Genomic DNA, 19,548 nt, shown 5'->3' with positions numbered 1-19,548 from the left:
GGGACCGTTGCCCGCAACCACCGAGAAGCCCTGCCGCCACGACCGCCACCACCACGTTGCGCACCCACCGTCCTGCTGTCACCTGAGTAGACGGGGCGGGACGGCCGGGAGGTTGCACCGGCCGTAGGATCCGCTCATCCCACCGAAGGGAAGTCGACCGTGCAGCGCAGAGCACTCGCCGGTGCTGTCGTCCTCGTCCTGCTGGCCGCTCTGGTGGTCGCCGACGTGCGCACGACCGGCAACGCGTTCGTGGACGTCTCCCCGGTGAAGTCCGCGATCACCCGGCTGCTCGGCGGCGACGAGGCCCGCGCGGCGCAGATCGAGGTGCGCACCACCCCCGCGGACGCGGGCACGGCGGACTCGTTCGAGATCGGCGGCACCGCCGGGCACCTCGAACTGTCCGGCACCAGCCAGGTCGCGATCGTGTCCGGCTTCAACTGGTGGCTCAAGTACGTGGCGGGCGGCCACCTGTCGACCAACGGCGACCGCCTCGACCTGCCGGAGACGCTGCCCGCGCCGGAGAAGCCGATCAGCAAGCGCACGACGCTGAGCGACCGGTACGCCTACAACTTCACCGTCTACGGCTACACGATGCCGTACTGGACGTGGACCGAGTGGGAACGCGAGATCGACTACCTCGCGGCCAGCGGCGTGAACCGCGCGCTCGTGCTCGTCGGCCAGGAAGCCGTCTGGTACGACGCCTTCCAGTCGTTCGGGATGTCCGAGTCGCAGGTGCGCGCCTGGATCGCGCAGCCCTCGTTCCAGCCCTGGCAGTGGTACGGCTCGACGACCGGCTACGACCCGTCCGGCGGCGTGCACGCGGGCCCGGTCGGCGCGGACCTCATCGAGCGCCGCGCCGAACTCGGCAGGCGCGTGGCGGACCGGATGCGCGAGCTGGGCATCACCCCGGTGTTCCCGGCGTTCGAGGGCCACGTGCCCGACCAGGCGTTCGTCGACGCCAACCCCGGCGCGAACGTGATCCCGCAGGGCGACTACTCCGGCCACCCCCGGCCGTACTGGCTCGCGCCGACGGATCCGTTGTACGCCAAGGTCGCCGCGAAGTTCTACGAGGTGCAGAGCAAGCGCTTCGGCGACACCACGCACTACTCCAACGACCTGATCCACGAGGGCGGCGAGCTCGGCGGCGTCGACATCGGCGACGCGGGCAAGGCCGTGCAGGACGCGCTGACCCGCGCGCACCCGGACTCCACGTGGGTGTTGCAGGCGTGGCAGGGCAACCCGCAGGAGGGCCTGATCGACGCGATCGACCGCAAGCGCGTCCTGGTGCTCGACCTGGACGCCGACGACGGTCCTTCGTGGAGCAAGACCGACGCGTTCTGGGGCGCCCCGTGGGCGTGGGGCACGATCCAGAACTTCGGCGGCAGGCTCGGCATGTTCGGCAACCTGACCGAACCCGGCCAGACCCTGCCCGACATCCGCTCGCGGTCGGTGGGCAAGCGCGGCGACCTCGTCGGCACCGCCATGGTCCTGGAGGGCACCCACCTCAACCCCGTCGTGCAGGACCTGTTCGGCGAGATGGTGTGGCGCGACAAGGCCGTCGACCTCGACTCGTGGATCCTCGACTACGCCAAGCGCCGCTACGGCGCCGGCGACGACCCGCACGTCGCCGAGGCGTGGGAGATCCTGCTCAACACCGCGTACTCGTTCCAGGCCACCGGTCACGAGAGCGGCGAAGGCCCGTACGAGAGCCCGTTCACCGCCCTGCCCGCGCTGAAGGTCACCTCCTCCTCCTACTTCGGGCCGCCGAAACCGCGCTACTCCGCGTCGGACTTCGAACCCGTGCTCGGCGAGCTGCTGCAAGCCGACGCCGCGGTGCGCGAGGAGGAGACGTACAAGTACGACCTGGTCGACGTGACCCGGCAGATCCTCGCGAACCGCGGCCGGGCGACGCTGGAGGGCATCGCCAAGGCGTACGCGTCGAAGGACGTGGCCGCGCTGGACGCGCTGACCGACCAGTACATCGGGTACATGAAGAGCACCGACGAACTGCTCGGCACGCAGAAGGACTGGCTGCTCGGCACCTGGCTGGAGGCCGCCAAGGCGTGGGGGAACACGCCCGAGGAGAAGGTGGCGCTGGAACGCGACGCCCGCGGCATCATCAGCATCTGGTCGGAGAAGGCGTGCGACACGCTCCGCGACTACGCGAACCGCGAGTGGCAGGGCATGGTGTCGAGCTACTACCAGCCGCGCTGGGAGCGTTTCTTCGCCGAGCTGGCCGGGACCGTGGACAGCGGTGTGCCGCCGACCATCGACTGGTGCGCCAGCGGCGCCCAGTGGACGTCGCAGACCACCGAGTTCCCGACCCGGCCCGCCGGCGACACCTACGAGGTCGCGAAGCGCATCGCCCAGGAGTTGGGGCTGGAGAGCTAGGGCTCAGGCCGTGGGCGGGGTCCAGTCGGCGGGCAGGCCGGACTGGGCGAGCAGCGTGGCGAGGCTGTAGTAGTCGCGGTCGGCGCTGATCAGGGTGCCGCGGAGTTCGAGGATCGTCGTCGTCGGCACGGCGAACGGCGTCGGCGCGCCCTTGATGTGGCCCGCGTAGATCGTCTCGACCGCGATCCGGTCTCCACCGCGGAACGAGCTCTTCACCGTGATGCGCACGTCCGCGATCAGCTGGTCCGTCCCGTACTTCCACGCCGCGACACCGTCCCGCCCCGTCGACACCTTGTTCACGCCGTAATCGGTGTAGGTCGCGTCGTGGGTGAACAGCTTCGCCAGCGCCTGCGGGTCACCTCCGTTCCACGCCGCCGCCCACTGCGCCACGACGTCGGGCTTCCACCGCGCCGAATCCGCGTCTGCGGAGCCGGTCATCGCCGCCGCCCCGATGACGCCCGCGATCAGGACGGTCAGGCCGCGGCGCAGGAAGGTGGTCTTCATGGTGACTCCGTTTGGCTGAAGTTATATGGTGTAACCAAAGTATGCGGATATCACTAGTCTGTGTCAAGCGGATCATGGACGGCCCGCGCCCAGGCCTGAAGGAGGGGCCGCGCGGGTACCTGGCGGACATGCTCCTGACACCGTTGCTGACGTTCGCCGGATCCGTGCTGTTCGCGCTGCTGCTCGTGGCGATCGTGCACCGGGCCACCCGGAAGATCGGACAGCGGTCGGCGCTGTTCGAGCAATTGGCCCGCCGGGCGCACCGCCCCGCGCAAGCGGTGGCCGTCCTCGTGGCCGTCCAGTTCTCCCTCGGCGTCGCGTTCCGTACCGGCCAGTGGCGACCCGTGGCGCTGCACGTCGTGGGGCTGGCGTTGATAGCGGCAGGCGCGTGGTTGGTCGCGACGCTGCTCACAGTCGCCGAGGACGCGACGCTGTCGCGGATCCGGGTGGACGTGACGGACAACCGGCACGCGCGCAAGGTCCACACGCAGATCACGTTGGTGCGCCGGGTGACCGTGGTCGTCGTCGGATTGCTCGCGGCAGCCGCCATGCTCATGACCTTCCCGGCCGCGCGCGCCGCCGGGACGAGCCTGCTGGCGTCGGCGGGTGTCATCGGCGCGATCGCGGCACTGGCCGCGCAATCGTTGCTGGGCAACGTGTTCGCCGGTGTGCAGATCGCTTTCAGCGACGCCGTGCGGCTCGACGACGTGCTGGTGGTGGAGAAGCAGTGGGGGCGGGTCGAGGACATCACGCTGACCTACGTGGTCGTGCACCTGTGGGACGACCGCCGACTGGTCCTGCCGACGTCGTACTTCCTGAAGACGCCGTTCGCTGAGAGGTAGCAGGTCGCCGCTCAAGAATGAGCATCTACGGTGCGCAGCGGGGTCTAATCAGTCGTCTCATTGCACCGATGCTCCAGCTGAGGACCAATCTGCACGCCCGGCGGCTTCTCCGTCTGCATGATCCCAGTGCGTGTGGCTAGTTTGTTGCGCTTTCGCGAGTTCATGGCTATCTCGCTGGGCGCTTGATGCACTTCAGGCCGTAAAATAGTCCGCTTGGAAGCAACCCGTCCACGTCGCATCCGGGTCATCATGTGCATCGCGCTCTCGGCGAGCCGGTTCGAGTCCTGGACCACGGTGGCGCGCAGCGGGCTGGTGCTGCTGTCGATCAACGCACGAACTTCGGGCACCCCGTCCACACCGATGATCACGGTGTTCCTGGTCGCGGGGGAATCGATCGCGTGCAAGGCGTCCACCGCACCGAGCGCCATCTCGTCATTGGTGCAGAAGACCGCGTCCAGCCGTCCATGCCGGACGTCAAGCCCACGCACGTGGGTCCGCACGACATCGTAGGCGCGGGACCGTTGGAATGCGCAACTGTCCTCCAGCACGATGGAGATGCCGTTCACACGGGCGCGCAAAACCTCGACGCAGCACCGCTGCCGATCCGAGTGCTCCAGGCTGGCCACGATGAGAACCCTGGGACGCCGAACCCTGTGCTGCGTGAAGTGATCCGCGAGCCAGTGACCGGCGAGCGCACCCAGGTCTGTGGAGAGATACCCGACGAACGCCGCGTTGGACGGGTAGCGGGCCTCGTCGAACGGTTCGATGTCGGTGAAGACGACCGGGACCCGGACCTCGGAGCAGAACTCGACGAGTTCCGACTGCATCCGGGGCACCTCGGTGGCCAGCACGATTCCGCCAACGTATTCGCGTCGGGATCGGACCAGCCGCCTGAGGTTGTGAGCCTGCGCGGCGGCGTCATAGTCGTGTTCGGGTGTTTTGAACACCAGATCCAGTCCATTGCGGTCCAGCACGCCATGCAGATGCTGCAATAGACCGGCGACCCAGTACTTCTGCCTGAACGCCGACGTCACCAGGAACACCCGTTTGCCCCGCGAACGCAGCAATGCCACCGCAACACAGGCCATGACCGCGAGGGGCACCCCCCAAGCTCGAACGGCCGGGGCCAGCGGTCCGCCGTACAAGAGCGCGAGCCCGCCAGCGACCGCCGTCCCTACGATGAGCACCGCACTTCCCGCACGCGGCCACGGGTACGCGTTCTGCTTGTGAATGATCCGGACATCTCGCCCTGCCTGCACGATGGAACTCCCGGAGGATGCTTCCGCCATCTGATCACCCGGCCGGTCCGCCGGTACCTCGTCGCGCACTTCGCGATGGTCCCCTACCTGGAACCGGACGGACACGGATCAGGGCACGGTTGCCCGACTTGGCGTAGTGCCCTCTGCACAGTCCGAGATTCGCCCAGCCTCACCAGCGGGATTACGAATCGGCGCCGGCCCCACCCGCAGCAGCCAGGCCAACAGGTCAACCGCAGTGGACGGGACTTCACCCCGGATGTTGGACACGGGATCATGCGGCGTGGGTCAGCGTAGCCGGTGCCGGAATGAGGGTGTTCTCGTAGTCGATCGGGGACTTCTGGCCGAGGTGGGAGTGGCGTCGTCGGGTGTTGTAGCGGTGCGCCCAGCCGAATACTGCCAACCGTGCTTCCCTTGCACTGTCCCAACTCTGGGCGCCTTGGAGGGTTTCGCGTTTGAAGGAGGCGTTGAGGCTTTCGGCGGCGGCGTTGTCGGCGGAACTGCCGACCGCGCCCATGGAACGGGTCACCCCGGCGGTCCGGCAGGCATCGACGAAGGCTCGGGCGCCGTATTGGGCCCCGTGGTCGCTGTGGAACACGGCTCCGGCCAGGCTGCCTCTGGTGCGTCGGGCGTCGTGCAGGGCGTCGAGGACGAGTTCGACGCGCATGTGGTCGGCCACGGCCCAGCCGACCAGGCGGCGCGAGCACAGGTCCATCACGGTGGCCAGGTAGAGGAACGTGCCGTCGGCGATCGGCAGATACGTGATGTCGCCGACGTAGCGGGCGTTCGGTGTCTGCGCGGTGAAGTCGCGGCCGAGCAGGTCCGGGGCCTTGACCGCCGCCGGGTCGGCGAGGGTGGTGCGGTGCCGGCGGCGCAACCGCACCCCGGCCAGGCCGACCTCCCGCATTACCCGGGCCACGCGCTTGTGGTTGACGCGATCTCCGGTGTCGTGCAGCTCGGCGGTGACGCGCGGGACACCGTAGGTACCGGCCGACTCGCGGTGGATGACGCGGATGCGGGCGGCCAGGTCCGCGTCGTCCGCGGCGCGGGCGGCCCGGTCGGGTTGGGTGGCTTTCCAGTGGTAGTAGCTGGATCTGGCGAGGCCGATGACCTGGCACAACCGCTTGACGCCGTGACGGCGTTGGTGCTCGGAGACGAACCTGAAGCGGTTCACCAGCGCGTCTCCCCCGCGAAATACCGGGCCGCCTTGCGCAGGATGTCGCGTTCCTCCTCGAGTTCGCGGATCCGCTTGCGCAGCGCGACGTTCTCGTCCTCCGGCGAGGCCCGGGCCACTGGAGCCGCCCCGGCCGCGGCGGGTGCCTCGGAGCTCTGCGCGTCGTCGAGCCGGATCCAGTTGCGCAGCGTCTCGTGATTGACCCCGAGGTCCTGAGCCACCGACTTGATCGTCGCACCCGGCCGGGACCGGTAGAGCGCGACCGCCTCGGCCCGAAACTCGGGCGGGTAGTGCTTCATCACCATCTGAACGGGACTCCTGTCCACCCGGATTGTCAGGATCCAAGTGTGTCTGGTGTCCAACATCCAGGGTCAAGTCCCGACGGCCTCCACGAGTGTTCTGCGTTCTTGCGTGTTTCCGTCTGTTTTCCACTGCCCGAGGGCTCAACGACGCGGCAACGCGGCATCGTCGTCAACCAGTTCCTTGGTTACGTCTTCGCAACACACACCCTTCGCCAGGGGCAGGACACAACGGCCAACCCGGACGTACACGTCACCCGAAGACGCACAAAGGGCCAAGTCAAGCAGCCTGTAGCGCGGACACGACGTCAACAGCATCCAACGACTGCGGATCAACAGCGTCGACACCACCAGGAAAGATCCGGAGAAGTCTGTGGATCATGGTGCGTGCGCCGTAACAAGGCATCATCCAGGCCTTCGACAACGGCTCGCAGTTCCCTGGCCGCGTGCGCCGGCAGTAGCGCGAGGGCCTCTTCCAGCTTGTTCCGGGCCCAGCCTGCGCCGCAGCAGATGCAGGTGAATTCCGCTTCCCACGATCGCAACTGGCGATGACTCCCACGCCCATGCCTGGACCACACGCTCACGGCGACGGCGACTACGCCCGGCGTCCACCGTCGGGCTTCCAGATCCCGGATTGCAGCGTTCGCCGAGCCGGACAACCCTGGGATGTCCCGGTAGCGCACCCACTTACTGCGCCAAGTGGTACCTCGTGGCCGGAGCGATCTGGGTGTCCTACGCGGCACGGCCCCTTCGACAGCTGCTCATGAACACATCATTCCACCGGAAGCGCCACTGCTGTTCATGGCCACCTGCTAGCCGTCTCACCAGCCCTATCCCACATGACAAGCAACACAGGTCGACCGGACTGATGGGGACTGGGCATCTGCCCTGATCAGCACGTCGACCACAGGTTTCTTGGTTACGTCTTCGCAACACACACCCTTCGAGAACTGGACGAAGACGCAGTCGGAGCTGCTGGGCACGGTGGAGTTGGACGTGGACTGGAGCGTGCCGGTGGAGGACATGCGGCAGGAGTTGCGGCGGGCGTTGGAGGGCGTGGAGTTGTGGGACGGGCGGGTGTGCGTGTTGCAGGTGACGGACGCGGTGAACTCGTTCGTGCGGGTGCGGGCGTTGGTGAGTGCGCCGGACGCGGGGCGGTTGTGGGATTTGCGGTGTCTGGTGCGGGAGCACTTGGTGGATTGGTTGCGGCGGCGGGAGCCGGGGGCGTTGCCGCAGGTGCGGGTGCGGGCGTTGGCGCAGGTCGCCGATCATGCGGGGCAGCCGAACCGGGGTGAGCACGATTCGGACGCGCGGGTGTTCGGGGAGAGCGTGGACGGGGAGGAGCGGGTCAAGGCGTTCGGGGGGACCGGTGCCGCCAAGGCCGGTTCGGCTGGTGATGGGCAGGTCTGACCGCGGGGCATGTGCCTGCGTCGGTGAACCGGGTATGCCGTCCCCGCGGCCGCGTCGGGTTTTGGCGAACACGAGTGGGCCGCGGACTCCGCCGCTGGGGCTCGTGTCGAGGCCCCAGCGGTTTCGTCGTGCGGAGGTGTTCAGCCCGCGGTGGTGGGGGTGCGGAGGACGTGGTCCCAGTCGACCGTCCTGGCCCAGTCGGTGTAGCTGTGCCAGGCCACAGCGGGGTATTCGGCGTGCAGGGTGTCGATGTCGGCGAAGTCGGTGTTGTCCTCGAACCGCTGGAACATGTCGGCGATCTCGTCGCCCGCCCACCGGCGGACCTGGTCCAGCGGCATCCGCTGGTACGGGATCTCGCGGCCGAGCACGTCGCTGAGGATCCGGGCCGCCTCCTCGCCGGTGACCCGGTCGGACACGACGTCGATCCGCTTGCCCACCAACCGGTCCGGGTCCTCGATGGCGTGCACGGCGAGGCCCGCGATGTCCCGGACGGTCACCTGGTCCAGCGGCTTGCCCGCGGAGAGCGGGTTGGCGAGGACGCCGTCGGTGAGGCGGCTGAACCCGACGTTCAGGGCGTTCTCCATGAAGTACACCGGTCCGAGGACGGTCGCCCGCACCCGCTGGTCCCGCAGGTGCGCCTCGACGAGCTGCTTGCTGTCGGCGTGGTCGATGTCGGTGGCCTCCATCCGGTTGGCGCCGCGCACCGAGGAGTAGACGAGGTGGGCGTCGGCTCGCATGGCGGTGTCGACCAGGAGACGCCCCTGGGCGACCTCCTCGTCCTTCCCGCCGGACCCGAACGGCACCGACAAGCCGAAGATCGCGTCGACGCCCTTGGCCGCAGTGGCGAGCGCCTGGTGGTCGGCCAGATCGCCGGTGACGAGCCGCGCGCCGGCGGTGGACAGCGCCAGCGCGGACGGCGACTCGGGTGACCGCACGTAGGCGGTGACGTCGTGACCGTGGTCGAGCAGCAACCGGGCGACGGCGCCGCCCTGCTTCCCGGTGGCGCCGATGACGAGAGTGGTGGTCACGGAAGCTCCTTGATCGCGATTCGCGGACGACGACGATCATCTGACCTCAACCATGGTTGAGGGCAAGCGCTACCGTCCAACCATGCAGAGGGCCCGCACGTCATTCCACGAACTCACGGTCGGACAGGTCGCCGACCGCAGCGGCGTCGCGATCTCCGCGCTGCACTTCTACGAGCGCAAGAACCTCATCCGCAGCACGCGGACGGCGACCAACCAGCGCCGCTACAGCCGCGACACGCTGCGCCGGGTCGCCTTCATCCGCGCGTCGCAGCACGTCGGCATCTCGCTCACCGCGATCCGGGAAGCCCTGGACCGGCTCCCCAGCGAACGCACCCCCACCCGCGACGACTGGGCCCGGCTGTCCGCGGCCTGGCGGACCGAACTCGACGCGCGCATCCTGCACTTGCAGGCGCTCCGGGACGACCTCACCGAGTGCATCGGGTGCGGCTGCCTGTCGCTCAGGATCTGCCACCTGACCAACCCGCGCGACGTGCTGAGCCACGAAGGCGCCGGCGCACGCCGCCTGCCGCACACACGATGATCCGGCTGCCCTCGGCCTGTGACGGGCAGCGCTGCGGTGCAACGCTTTCCGTCCCCAGGTCGTGTCGCACTCACACTCCGTGCGTCTCGGCCGAGTTGTGCTCCGTGATCGCGAAGAAGCCGCGCCCCCGGCGTGCCCGGTGCGTCTTCATCACGTGAGCATCCCGCGCAGCGCAGTCGGGGTGTGTCCGAGGTGCTCGCGCACGGTCCGGCACAGGTGCGCCTGGTCGGCGAAGCCGAGGTCGGTGGCGAGGGTGGCGAGGCTGGGTTCGCCCGCTTCGATGCGGTCCAGCGCGCGGGTCACGCGGACCCGGTTGCGGTAGCGGGTCAGCGACACCCCCAGTTCACGGGTGAAGGCTCGGCTCAGTCGGTACGGCGAGACGTCCAGCAGCGTCGCGAGCGGGATCAGGCCGGCCGCGGCGGGGTGGTCGGCGTCGATCACGCCGCGGGCGCGGGCCACCAACGTCCGGTCACCGCCGACTGTCCGGCCCGCGTCCGGGGTGGTCGTGACCACGACCCGCCGGACGGCCTCGGTCATCAGGCCGACCACCCGGTCCGCCGCGGCGTAGCCGATGTCCGCGCTGCGACCGGCGGCCAGGAGCCTGCGGTGGGCGAGGTCGAGCCCGCCGTCCACGTACAGCGGCGTGCCCGCCAGCCGCGGCGCGTCGCCCGCCAGGGTGCGCCAGAGCGCGGGGGTCAGGATGATCGAGGTGCACCTGTCGCCGCCCGCGGGATGGGCGAAGTGCTCCTCCTCGTCCGGCGCCCCGAGGTAGCCGACGGTGCGGTCGAGGTCCGTGCTGACACCGCGGGCACGGCGGCGGAACCCACCGCGCCGCACCAGCACCAGCCGCACGTCCTCACGCGGCCGCTCGGTCGACCAGCCGCGGTGGTCGTCCCGGCAGTCCACGTCCACGACCTTGAAGCCGGGACCAGTGGCGAGATCCAGGAAGGAGAGCACTCCCGGAGGCTATTCGGGAGGTCCGACAGTCCCGCAAGGATCTTCAATACCCACGGGCCACCTCGGGGCAGGCTTCTGCCTACCGAACCAGAAGGAGTCCGACATGCCCGCACCCACCCGGCTCGCCACGATCGTCCTCGACTGCTCCGACCCCGCACCACTCGCCGAGTTCTACCGCGCGATCACGGAATGGGAGGTGACCTCCAGCGACGCGGACTCCGCCTACCTGGGCAGCGACGGCGTCCAACTCGCCTTCGTGCGCGTAGCGGACTACCAGCCGCCGAACTGGCCGGGCACCGACAAGCAGGCGCACCTGGACTTCCACGTCACCGACCTCGACCAGACCGTCGCAAAACTGCTCGCACTCGGCGCCACCAAACCCGAATTCCAGCCGGGCAACGACCAGTGGGTGGTGCTGGCCGACCCACAGGGCCACCTGCTGTGCCTACTCCCACAAGACTGACCACCACCACAGACCGAGCAGAACCACCCAACCACCACCCACCAAGCAGAACCACTCACCCAACCACCCACCCACTGAGCAGACCCACCCAACCACCCACCTACCGAGCAGCGCTCGACCGCCGTGCGGCCGGCTTGACTTGGGGTTTTTGGGCCTACAATTAGTCGGCGGGCATCTCCACCACCTGCCCTTTTAGCCCGACAAGGCCCAAAAAAGGGGCCCCAAGTCAAGCCGGCCGCACCCGGAGCACGGCGGATCCGCCCCCGGTGACCCACCACGACAACCACCAGACAGCTTCCACAAAGCCACACAGCACCAACAACCGCGAAAGACCCCACCCAGTTCGCCCTGGAGGAACCGTGAACGTCCAATCCGGCGACATCCGCCTGGCGGTCCAAACCCAGGGCGACCCAACCGCCCCCACCATCGTCCTCGTCCACGGCTACCCAGACACCCACGCCGTCTGGACCGACGTGATCGCCCTGCTGAAGGACTTCCACGTAGTCACCTACGACGTACGCGGCGCTGGCGCCTCCGACAAACCCAGCGACCAGAACGCCTACCACCTGAACCTGCTGAAGCAAGACCTCTTCGCCGTGATAGACGCGGTCAGCCCGAACCACCCGGTGCACCTCGTCGCTCACGACTGGGGCTCGATCCAATCCTGGGAAGCCGTCACGGAACCAGGCGCGCGCATCGCGTCGTTCACCTCGATCTCCGGCCCCTGCCTGGACCACATGGGACTCTGGCTGCGACGCCGCCCCTCGATCGCACACCTCCGGCAACTCCTGAAGTCCTGGTACATCCTCGCCTTCCACCTCCCGCTGCTCGCCCCGCTGGTCTGGCGGCTCGGCCTGGCCCGCCGCTGGGGCAAGCTCCTGCACAAATCGGAAGGCGTCACGCAGACCCCGGCTCCGACCCTCAAGCACGACGCCATCCGCGGAATCGCCCTGTACCGCACCAACGTCCTGCCCCGCTTCAAAGCGCCAAGGCCCCGCCGCACCGACATCCCGGTCCAGGTGGTCCAACCCCTGCACGACAGGTACGTCGACACCACCCCGCTGGACCTGGAGCGGTGGGTCACCACGCTGCGCCGCCGCACCCTGGCCTCCGGCCACTGGGCACCGCTGACCCACCCCGCCGCGGTCGCCCGCATGGTCACCGAGTTCATCCACGACACGTCCCCGAAGCGCGAACTGGTCGTCGTCACCGGCGGCGGCAGCGGAATCGGCCGCGCCACCGCGCTGGCGTTCGCCGAGCAGGGAGCCGAAGTCGTGGTGTCCGATGTGGACTTCGCCAGTGCCGAAGAGACAGCCGGGATGGTCGGCGGTCGCGCCTACCGGGTCGACGTGTCCGACGAGCAGGCCGTGCGCGCGTGGGCGAAGGAGGTCGCCGCCGTCCACGGCGTCCCGGACGTGGTCGTGAACAACGCGGGCGTCGGGCACTCCGGGTCGTTCCTCAGCACCTCCACCGAGCAGTGGCGGCGGGTGCTCGACGTGAACCTCTGGGGCGTGGTCCACGGCTGCCGCGCGTTCGGCGAGCTGATGGTGGAACGGGGCGAGGGCGGCCACATCGTGAACCTGTCGTCGGCCGCCGCGTACCTGCCGTCGAAGGCCCTGTCCGCCTACGCCACCAGCAAGGCCGCCGTGTTCATGCTGTCCGACTGCCTGCGCGCCGAGTTCGCCCCCGCCGGGATCGGCGTCTCGGCGATCTGCCCCGGTGTCGTGAAGACCGGCATCACCGCCACCACAACGTTCTCCGGCGTCGACAGCGCCGAGCAGGCGCGCAAGCAGGCCAGGGCGTCCCGGCTGTACGCGTTGCGCGGCTTCGGTCCCGAGCGCGTGGCCGACGAGATCGTCCGCGCGGTCCGCACCGGCAAGGCGGTCGTCCCCGTGACGGTGGAGGCGAAAGCGGCCCACCTGCTGAGCCGGGCCGCTCCCTCCGCGCTGCGCGCGTTCGCGAAGCTGGGCGTGGTCTAGCGGTCCGCCGGGAGCCGTAGGGGTGGGCGGGCACCAGGTGACCGCTGCGGTTGGCCTCACCGGATTCGGGGTGCCGGCGGGATCGAGCGGGAACGGCATTCCTTCGTAGGGTTCATCGATCGGATGATCTACGAAGGGTTTGCGGGATGAAGAAGGCAAGGACCGCGCGCATCGCGACCTCGGCGACCCTGGTCGGTGCCGTGCTGGCGGTGCTGGTCACCGCGGGCACGGGATCGCCCGCGTACGCGGGGCAGCCCGGAGCCGATCGCCCGGCGTCCGGTGTGGACCGCCTCCAGGCCGCCGTCGAGGACCTGCACCGACTGGGCATCACCGGTGTGCAGGGCTACACGAGGGTCGGCAACCGCACGACCACGGCGCGTTCCGGCGTGGCGGACGTGGACACCGGGGCGCCGGTACCGGTGAACGCCTACTTCCGGATGGGGAGCAACACCAAGACGTTCGTGGCGGTGATCCTGTTGCAGCTGGTCGGGGAGAAGCGGTTGTCGCTGGAGGACGCGGTGGACCGCTGGCTGCCGGGAGTGGTGTCCGGCAACGGCAACGACGGCGGCAGGACCACCGTGCGGCAACTGCTCCAGCACACCAGCGGCATCGCCGAGTACCTCGACGACGTCGCGGCGGTGCGGTCCGCGGAGGAATTCCGCGCGCACCGCTACGACCACTACGAGGCGGAAGACCTGGTGGCGCTGGCGATGGGGCACCCGCCGCTGTTCGCGCCCGGCACGTCGTGGAGCTACTCCAACACCAACTACGCGCTGGCCGGGATGATCATCGAGGCGGTCACCGGGCGTTCCTGGGCCGACGAGGTCCGCGCCCGGATCCTGGTGCCGCTGAACCTCCGCCAGACCTACGCGCCGGGCGACGACCCGACGGTCCGCAGCCCGCACGCCGCGGGGTACAACCGGTTCGTCCCCGACGGTCCCCTGGTGGACACGAGCGAGTTCAACCCGACGGTCGCCGACGCGGCGGGCGCGCTGGTGAGCACACCGACCGACCTGGCGCGCTTCTGGCAGGCGTTGCAGGGCGGTCAGCTGCTCGCGCCCGCCCAGATGGCCCAGATGCGGCGGACCGTCGCCGCGCCGGACATCGCGGCCGTGCTCCCCGGCGCGCGGTACGGCCTGGGGATCGTGCGGGTCGACGACAGCTGCGGCGTGTACTGGGCCCATCCCGGTGACACCCCCGGATCGAGCACCGTCAACGGGGTCAGCCCCGACGGCGAACGGGTCGTCGTGCTGTCCCTCACCACCCAGTCGGGGAACCCGGTGCCGGTGTACCAGCGCGCCGGTCGGCTGGTGGACGAGGTCCTCTGCTCCTGACCCGCGGAAGCGGCCCGGCTGTCGAGCCGGGCCGCCGCGCGCGTTCGCGAAGCCGGGCTAGGGCAGTTTCCCGGTGTACAGCCAGGACTGGAAGAACGCCGCCAGCGGGCGGGCGGTGTGCCGCTGGACGACGGCGATGAACTGGTCCGTGGTGGCGGTGCGGTGCCGGTAGGTGTGCGTCCACTCGCGCAGCGCCGAGAAGAACGCCGCGTCGCCCAGCACGGTCCGCAGGGTGTGCAGCGTCAACGCGCCGCGCTTGTACACGCGGTCGTCGAACATGTCGTTCACGCCGGGGTCGCCGATCCGGATGTTCTGCCCCTGCCGCAGCAGCGCGACCCTGGTCCTGGTCGCGAGCGCGGACGCCGAGGGGCCGCCGGACTCCTCCGACCACAGCCACTCGGAGTACGCGGCGAAGCCCTCGTTGAGCCAGATGTCGCGCCAGTCGGCCAGTCCGACGCTGTTGCCGAACCACTGGTGCGCCAACTCGTGCGCCACCAGCCGTTCGAAGCCGCGCTTGCCGTCGACGTGGTTGGCGCCGAACACCGAGACGCCCTGCGCCTCGATCGGCACCTCCAGGTCGTCGTCGGTGACCACGACCGCGTACTGGCCGAACGGGTAGGGCCCGAACAGCCGCTCGAACAGCTCGACCATCGCGGGCTGGCGGCCGAAGTCGTGGGCGAACTTCGCGACCAGCCTGGAGGGCACGGCGGCGGGCTGGCCGTCGGTCAGCTCCAGCTCCTCGTACTGCCCGATCTGGACGGTCGCGAGGTACGTCGCCATCGGCACGTCCTGCTCGTACACCCACGTCGTGGTGCTGCCGCCGACCTTGCCGTCGACGAGGACCCCGTTGGCCACCACCGTGTAGGGCGACGGCGCGGTGACGGCGATCCGGTAGGTGGCCTTCTCCCGCACGGTGTCGTTGCACGGGAACCACGACGGCGCGCCGATCGGCTGGCTGGCCACGATCGCGCCGTCCGCCAGCTGGTCCCAGCCGAGGTCGCCCCACGCCCGCGTGCGGATCGGCCGCGGCGTGCCGACGTAGCGCACCTCCACGGTGAACCGCGTGCCCGCCGCGATGGGCCTGGCCGCCCGCACCCGCAGCTTGCCGCCGCCGTGGGTGAAGCGGACCGGCCTGCCCTCGACCAGCACCCGGTCGACCTTGAACGTGCCGAGGTCCAGCACGAGGCCCGTCAACGCCTCGCCCGCGACGACGGTCAGCCTCGCCCGTCCGGACAACCGGGCGGCGATGGGCTTGTAGTCGAGGTCGAGGTCGTAGTGCGCTACCCGGTATCCCGTGTTCCCGTGCGCTGGGAGGTAGGAGTCCTTCAGCGCCATGCCGAAATCGGGTTTCCGAGCCAGCGGGTGCCCGGCGGCACGTCCTCGCCGCGCATCACCAACGACGCGGGGCCCACCGTCGTGTGCGAGCCGATCGTCGAGCCCGGCAGCACGATCCCGTGCGGCCCGAGCGTCGCGCCCGCGTTGAGCGTCACCTGGTCCATGCGCAAGATCCGATCATGGAACAGGTGCGTCTGCACCACGCACCCCCGGTTCACCGTTGCCCCTTGGTCCAAACGGACCAGGTCGGCTTCGGGCAGCCAGTAGGTCTCGCACCACACGCCGCGGCCGATCCGGGCGCCCATCGAGCGCTGCCAGAGGTTCATCAGCGGCGTTCCGGCGACCGAGCCCACGAGCCACGGCACGGCCAGGACCTCGACGAACGTGTCCGCCAGCTCGTTGCGCCAGACGAAAGCGCTCCACAGCGGGTACTCCCGCGCGCGGAACTTCCCGACCAGCGCCCACTTCGCCGCCACGGCCACCGCGCACGCCACCACACCCGAGGTGAGCAGCAGCACACCGCCGCCGAGCGCGGCGGCCCAGAAGCCGTACCCGGCCAGGAACTCGAAGCCCGCCAGCGCCAGCACGGCCAGCGCGACCGACGCCATCACCGGCACGATCCGGCACAGCTCGACCAGCGCCCGCGCGACCACGAGCCGCCGCGGCGGGTCGAACGTGCGGCTCTGGTCGCCGGTCTCGACCGTGCGCGGCAGCTTGATCGGCGGCATGCCCAGGTACGAGCTGCCCGCCTTCGCGCGCTTCGGCGTGGACGACAGCACGCCCACCAGGCCGCGGTTCGGCACCGAACGGCCGGGCGCGGTCATGCCGGAGTTGCCCAGGAACGCGCGCTTGCCGATGCGGGCCGCGGCGATCCGCAGCCAGCCGCCGCCGAGTTCGTAGGAGGCGACCATGGTGTCGTCGGCCAGGAACGCGCCGTCGCCGACCGTGGTCATCTTCGGCAGCGCCACGACCGTCGACGCCTCGACGTGGCGGCCGACCTTCATGCCCAGCGCCCGCAGCCAGACCGGCGTGAACAGGCTGGCGTACAACGGGAACAGGCTCGTGCGGGCCATGTTCATCAGGCGTTCGGTGGTCCACGCCCGCCAGGCGATCCGCCCGTGCACCGGGTGGTAGCCCTCGCGCAGGCCGATGCTCAGCAGCCGCACCGACACCAGCACGACGAGCGCGTACGACGCCATCCAGGCCAGTGTCGCCACCGGCACGGCCAGCAGCGCCGTGCCCAGCGCGTCGGCGGGACCCGTGGTGCCGCGCAGGACGTAGCCGACCAGCAGCAGGGCGGGCAGCGCCGTCACGGCGGACAACGCGCTCAGCCCGAACGACGTCACGCCGTAGGCCAGCGACCAGCGGCGCGAACGCGGCGGCCGGGCCTTCGGCCAGCGGTGGACGGACTTGCCGTCCTTCATCGCGGGCACGCCGGACCAGCGCTGGCCGGTCGGCACCGAGCCGACCACGCCGGAGCCTGGGGCGATCTCGGCGCGCTTGCCGATCCGGGCACCGGGGAACAGGGTGCTGCGCGCGCCGACCGTGGCGCCCGCGCCGACCCGGATCTTGCCGACGTGCAGCACGTCGCCGTCCAGCCAGTGGCCGGAGAGGTCCACCTCGGGCTCGATCGCGCTGTTGCGCCCCAGCTTCAGCATGCCCGTGACGGGCGGCAGCGAGTGCAGGTCGACGCCGGGCGCGATCTTCGCGCCGAGGGCGCGCGCGTAGTGCGTGACCCAGGAGCCCGCGAGGTTCGTGGCACCGCTCAGCTCCGCGAGCCGCTCGGCCGCCCACAGCCGCACGTGCACGCCGCCGCCGCGCGGGTAGCTGCCGGGCCGCACGTTCCGCAGCAGCAGCCGGGCGCCGCCCGCGGCGATGGCGAGGCGTCCGGGCGGGCTGATCACCAGCGCCCAGCCGACCGCGACCCACGCCCACGAGATCGTCGGCGCCCACGTGTACGCGCCGACCAGCGCCAGCACGTTGTTGATCGCGGCCAGCGCGACCGTCCAGCGCAGGCCGACGAGGGTGAACAGCGGGACCATCAGCAGCGACTGGAGCAGCTGGGTCGAGCGGGGTGTCGGCGCGACCTCGCGCACCGACGCGGTCTCGGCGGCGTACTCGTCCAGCCTCGCGGCCAGCGCGCCGAGCTTCGGGTGGGCGTAGACGTCGCTGACCGAGCAGCTGGGGAAGCGGGCGCGGACCAGCGACACGAGCTGCGCGCCCGCGAGGCTGCCACCACCGCTGGCGAAGAAGTCGTCCGACGGGCTGGTCGCGGGGGAGCCCAGCAGCAGCCCCCACAGCTCCGCGAGCCACGCCTGGGTGCCGTGCAGCTCCACGGCGGGCCCGACGGGCTCCAGGGAGGGCAGCGGCCACGGGAGGGCGTTGCGGTCGACCTTGCCCGACGTCTTGGTCGGCAGCGTGTCCACGACGGCCAGCAGCGGCACCAGCGCGGCGGGCAGCGCGGCCCGCAGGCGTTCCACGGCGTCGGCCTGGTCGAAGTCGTCGGAGACGACGTAGCCGACGAGCAGCTGCGTGCCCGCCTTGTTCGTGCGCACGGCCGCGGCGGCGCCTGCGACGCCCGGCAGCGCCTGGAGCGCCGCGTCCACCTCGCCCAGCTCGATCCGGCGGCCGCCCAGCTTGACCTGCTCGTCCGCGCGCCCGAGGAACAGCAGGCCCTCGGGCTCGGCGCGGACCAGGTCGCCGCTGCGGTAGGCGCGGTCCCAGCCCAGCGCGGGCAGCGGCGCGTACTTCTCGGCGTCCTTCGCCGGGTCCAGGTAGCGGGCGAGGCCGACGCCGCCGATGACCAGCTGGCCGGTCCCGCCCATCGGCACGACCTCGCCGCGCTCGTCCACGACGGCCAGCTCCCAGCCGTCCAGCGGCAGCCCGATCCGCACCGGGCCGACCCCGGTCAGCCGGGCCGCGCAGGCCACCACGGTCGCCTCGGTCGGGCCGTAGGTGTTCCACACCTCGCGCCCCTCGACGGCCAGCCGCTCGGCCAGCTCGGGCGGGCACGCCTCGCCGCCGAAGATCAGCAGCCGCACGTCGTCCAGCGCCTCGGTCGGCCACAGCGCGGCCAGCGTCGGCACCGTGGACACCACCGTGATCTCCTGCTCGACCAGCCACGGACCCAGGTCCATGCCGGTGCGCACCAGCGAGCGCGGCGCGGGCACCAGGCAGGCGCCGTGCCGCCACGCGAGCCACATCTCCTCGCACGAGGCGTCGAACGCGACCGACAGCCCGGCCAGCACCCGGTCGTCCGGGCCGATCGGGTCGTCGGCCAGGAACAGCCGCGCCTCGGCGTCCACGAACGCGGCCGCCGCGCGGTGCGTCACGGCGACGCCCTTGGGCTTGCCGGTCGACCCGGACGTGAAGATGACCCACGCGTCGTCGGTGGGGTCGGGCTCGCCGACCAGGCCCAGCGGCGTGCCGCGCAGCGCCAGTTCGCGGTCCGCGCCCAGCACCGCGCACGCGTCCGCCTCGGTGAACACGACGTCCGCGCGCTCGTCCGGGTCCTCCGCGTCGACCGGCACGTACGCCGCGCCCGCGGCCAGCACCGCGAGGATCGACACGTACAGGTCGACCGTCCCCGACGGCACCCGCACGCCAACCCGGTCGCCGAGGCCGATGCCGTCCGCGGCGAGCTTCTGGCGCAGCTCGTCCACGGCGGCCAGCAAGCCGCGGTAGGTCAGCGCGGTGGTGCCGTCGTCCAGGGCAAACGCTTGCGGATGCGTGCGCGCCGTCTCGGCGAGCACGTCGACCAGCGTCCGCTCTGGCGCGGCCGGGGCCACGTCGAACAGGGCGGGCGGGCGGACGGGGAGCAGTCCCCCGTGGGACGCGGCCTGAACGAGGGTCACAGGACCAGACCAGCCGAGCACGAGCGCACTTCGATCCTCCGGGATGGGTGGGGGAGCTGCTCCGCACCCGGTGGATTCCCGGCCAGGCAGCTCTGGGGCGGCCGCAGTGCCAGCCCTTCGACCTGCGACTTTACCTCTGGGAAACGCGTGCTGTCCCTCTACCTATACCGCCAGTGGCTGT

At 70.5% G+C, this 19,548-nt stretch carries 14 protein-coding genes; 7 read left to right on the top strand and 7 right to left on the bottom strand.

What is annotated here, in order from left to right:
• Nucleotides 1-159 precede the first annotated feature (159 nt).
• Nucleotides 160-2,391, top strand: a complete 2,232-nt coding sequence (locus tag RM788_RS19950) for an alpha-N-acetylglucosaminidase (protein WP_315933221.1) — start codon at nt 160-162, stop codon at nt 2,389-2,391.
• Between the two features lie 3 nt (nt 2,392-2,394).
• Here the strand turns inward: RM788_RS19950 and RM788_RS19945 are convergent, their stop codons facing one another.
• On the bottom strand, nt 2,395-2,895 hold the full coding sequence (locus tag RM788_RS19945; RefSeq protein ID WP_315933220.1) for a nuclear transport factor 2 family protein: 501 nt from the start codon (nt 2,893-2,895) through the stop codon (nt 2,395-2,397).
• Nucleotides 2,896-2,969: 74 nt separating this feature from the next.
• On the opposite strand from RM788_RS19945, the gene RM788_RS19940 reads away from it, so the two are divergent.
• Complete coding sequence (locus tag RM788_RS19940) at nt 2,970-3,737, top strand: mechanosensitive ion channel family protein (RefSeq protein ID WP_315933219.1); 768 nt, start codon at nt 2,970-2,972, stop codon at nt 3,735-3,737.
• Nucleotides 3,738-3,781: 44 nt separating this feature from the next.
• Here the strand turns inward: RM788_RS19940 and RM788_RS19935 are convergent, their stop codons facing one another.
• Together RM788_RS19935 and RM788_RS19930 are read right to left on the bottom strand one after the other, a co-directional pair.
• Complete coding sequence (locus RM788_RS19935) at nt 3,782-5,065, bottom strand: sugar ABC transporter substrate-binding protein (protein ID WP_315933218.1); 1,284 nt, start codon at nt 5,063-5,065, stop codon at nt 3,782-3,784.
• Between the two features lie 202 nt (nt 5,066-5,267).
• Nucleotides 5,268-6,472, bottom strand: a protein-coding gene (locus tag RM788_RS19930; RefSeq protein ID WP_315926170.1) for an IS3 family transposase whose coding sequence is annotated in 2 segments (ribosomal slippage) — nt 5,268-6,181 and nt 6,181-6,472 — 1,206 coding nt in all. Because the reading frame shifts where the segments join, the coding sequence is not laid out codon by codon here.
• A gap of 909 nt (nt 6,473-7,381) precedes the next feature.
• Between RM788_RS19930 and RM788_RS19925 the strand changes: the two genes are divergently transcribed.
• On the top strand, nt 7,382-7,876 hold the full coding sequence (locus RM788_RS19925; RefSeq protein WP_315933217.1) for a hypothetical protein: 495 nt from the start codon (nt 7,382-7,384) through the stop codon (nt 7,874-7,876).
• A 140-nt stretch (nt 7,877-8,016) separates the two neighbouring features.
• On the opposite strand, the gene RM788_RS19920 is transcribed toward RM788_RS19925, so the two are convergent.
• Nucleotides 8,017-8,904 (bottom strand): NmrA/HSCARG family protein, encoded by an 888-nt coding sequence (locus RM788_RS19920; RefSeq protein ID WP_315933216.1) that lies wholly within the window; start codon nt 8,902-8,904, stop codon nt 8,017-8,019.
• Nucleotides 8,905-8,986: 82 nt separating this feature from the next.
• On the opposite strand from RM788_RS19920, the gene soxR reads away from it, so the two are divergent.
• On the top strand, nt 8,987-9,445 hold the full coding sequence (gene soxR / locus RM788_RS19915; protein WP_315933215.1) for a redox-sensitive transcriptional activator SoxR: 459 nt from the start codon (nt 8,987-8,989) through the stop codon (nt 9,443-9,445).
• Between the two features lie 150 nt (nt 9,446-9,595).
• On the opposite strand, the gene RM788_RS19910 is transcribed toward soxR, so the two are convergent.
• The gene (locus tag RM788_RS19910; protein WP_315933214.1) at nt 9,596-10,402 is read right to left on the bottom strand and encodes a helix-turn-helix transcriptional regulator; all 807 of its coding nucleotides are present in this window, start codon (nt 10,400-10,402) and stop codon (nt 9,596-9,598) included.
• A gap of 103 nt (nt 10,403-10,505) precedes the next feature.
• Between RM788_RS19910 and RM788_RS19905 the strand changes: the two genes are divergently transcribed.
• The 3 genes from RM788_RS19905 to RM788_RS19895 all read left to right on the top strand — a co-directional run bounded on the left by RM788_RS19905 (nt 10,506) and on the right by RM788_RS19895 (nt 14,178).
• A complete protein-coding gene (locus RM788_RS19905; protein ID WP_315933213.1) occupies nt 10,506-10,865 on the top strand; it encodes a VOC family protein in 360 nt (119 codons plus the stop codon).
• Nucleotides 10,866-11,224: 359 nt separating this feature from the next.
• Complete coding sequence (locus tag RM788_RS19900; RefSeq protein WP_315933212.1) at nt 11,225-12,844, top strand: SDR family oxidoreductase; 1,620 nt, start codon at nt 11,225-11,227, stop codon at nt 12,842-12,844.
• 146 nt (nt 12,845-12,990) lie between these two features.
• Nucleotides 12,991-14,178: a serine hydrolase domain-containing protein gene (locus tag RM788_RS19895; RefSeq protein ID WP_315933211.1), complete on the top strand. Its 1,188-nt coding sequence runs from the start codon at nt 12,991-12,993 to the stop codon at nt 14,176-14,178.
• 57 nt (nt 14,179-14,235) lie between these two features.
• Here RM788_RS19895 and RM788_RS19890 read toward each other — a convergent pair whose 3' ends face one another.
• Together RM788_RS19890 and RM788_RS19885 are read right to left on the bottom strand one after the other, a co-directional pair.
• Nucleotides 14,236-15,513 carry a M1 family metallopeptidase gene (locus RM788_RS19890; RefSeq protein WP_315933210.1) on the bottom strand — a complete coding sequence of 426 codons (1,278 nt, stop codon included), beginning with the start codon at nt 15,511-15,513 and terminating at the stop codon, nt 14,236-14,238.
• Complete coding sequence (locus tag RM788_RS19885) at nt 15,504-19,367, bottom strand: Pls/PosA family non-ribosomal peptide synthetase (RefSeq protein ID WP_399344115.1); 3,864 nt, start codon at nt 19,365-19,367, stop codon at nt 15,504-15,506. Before RM788_RS19885 ends, RM788_RS19890 begins: the two co-directional genes overlap by 10 nt.
• Nucleotides 19,368-19,548: the final 181 nt, after the last annotated feature.

Source organism: Umezawaea sp. Da 62-37 (assembly GCF_032460545.1).
Lineage (GTDB): Bacteria > Actinomycetota > Actinomycetes > Mycobacteriales > Pseudonocardiaceae > Umezawaea.
Note: the sequence above shows the minus strand (reverse complement) of the source record. Positions and strands in the feature narration are given on the sequence as shown.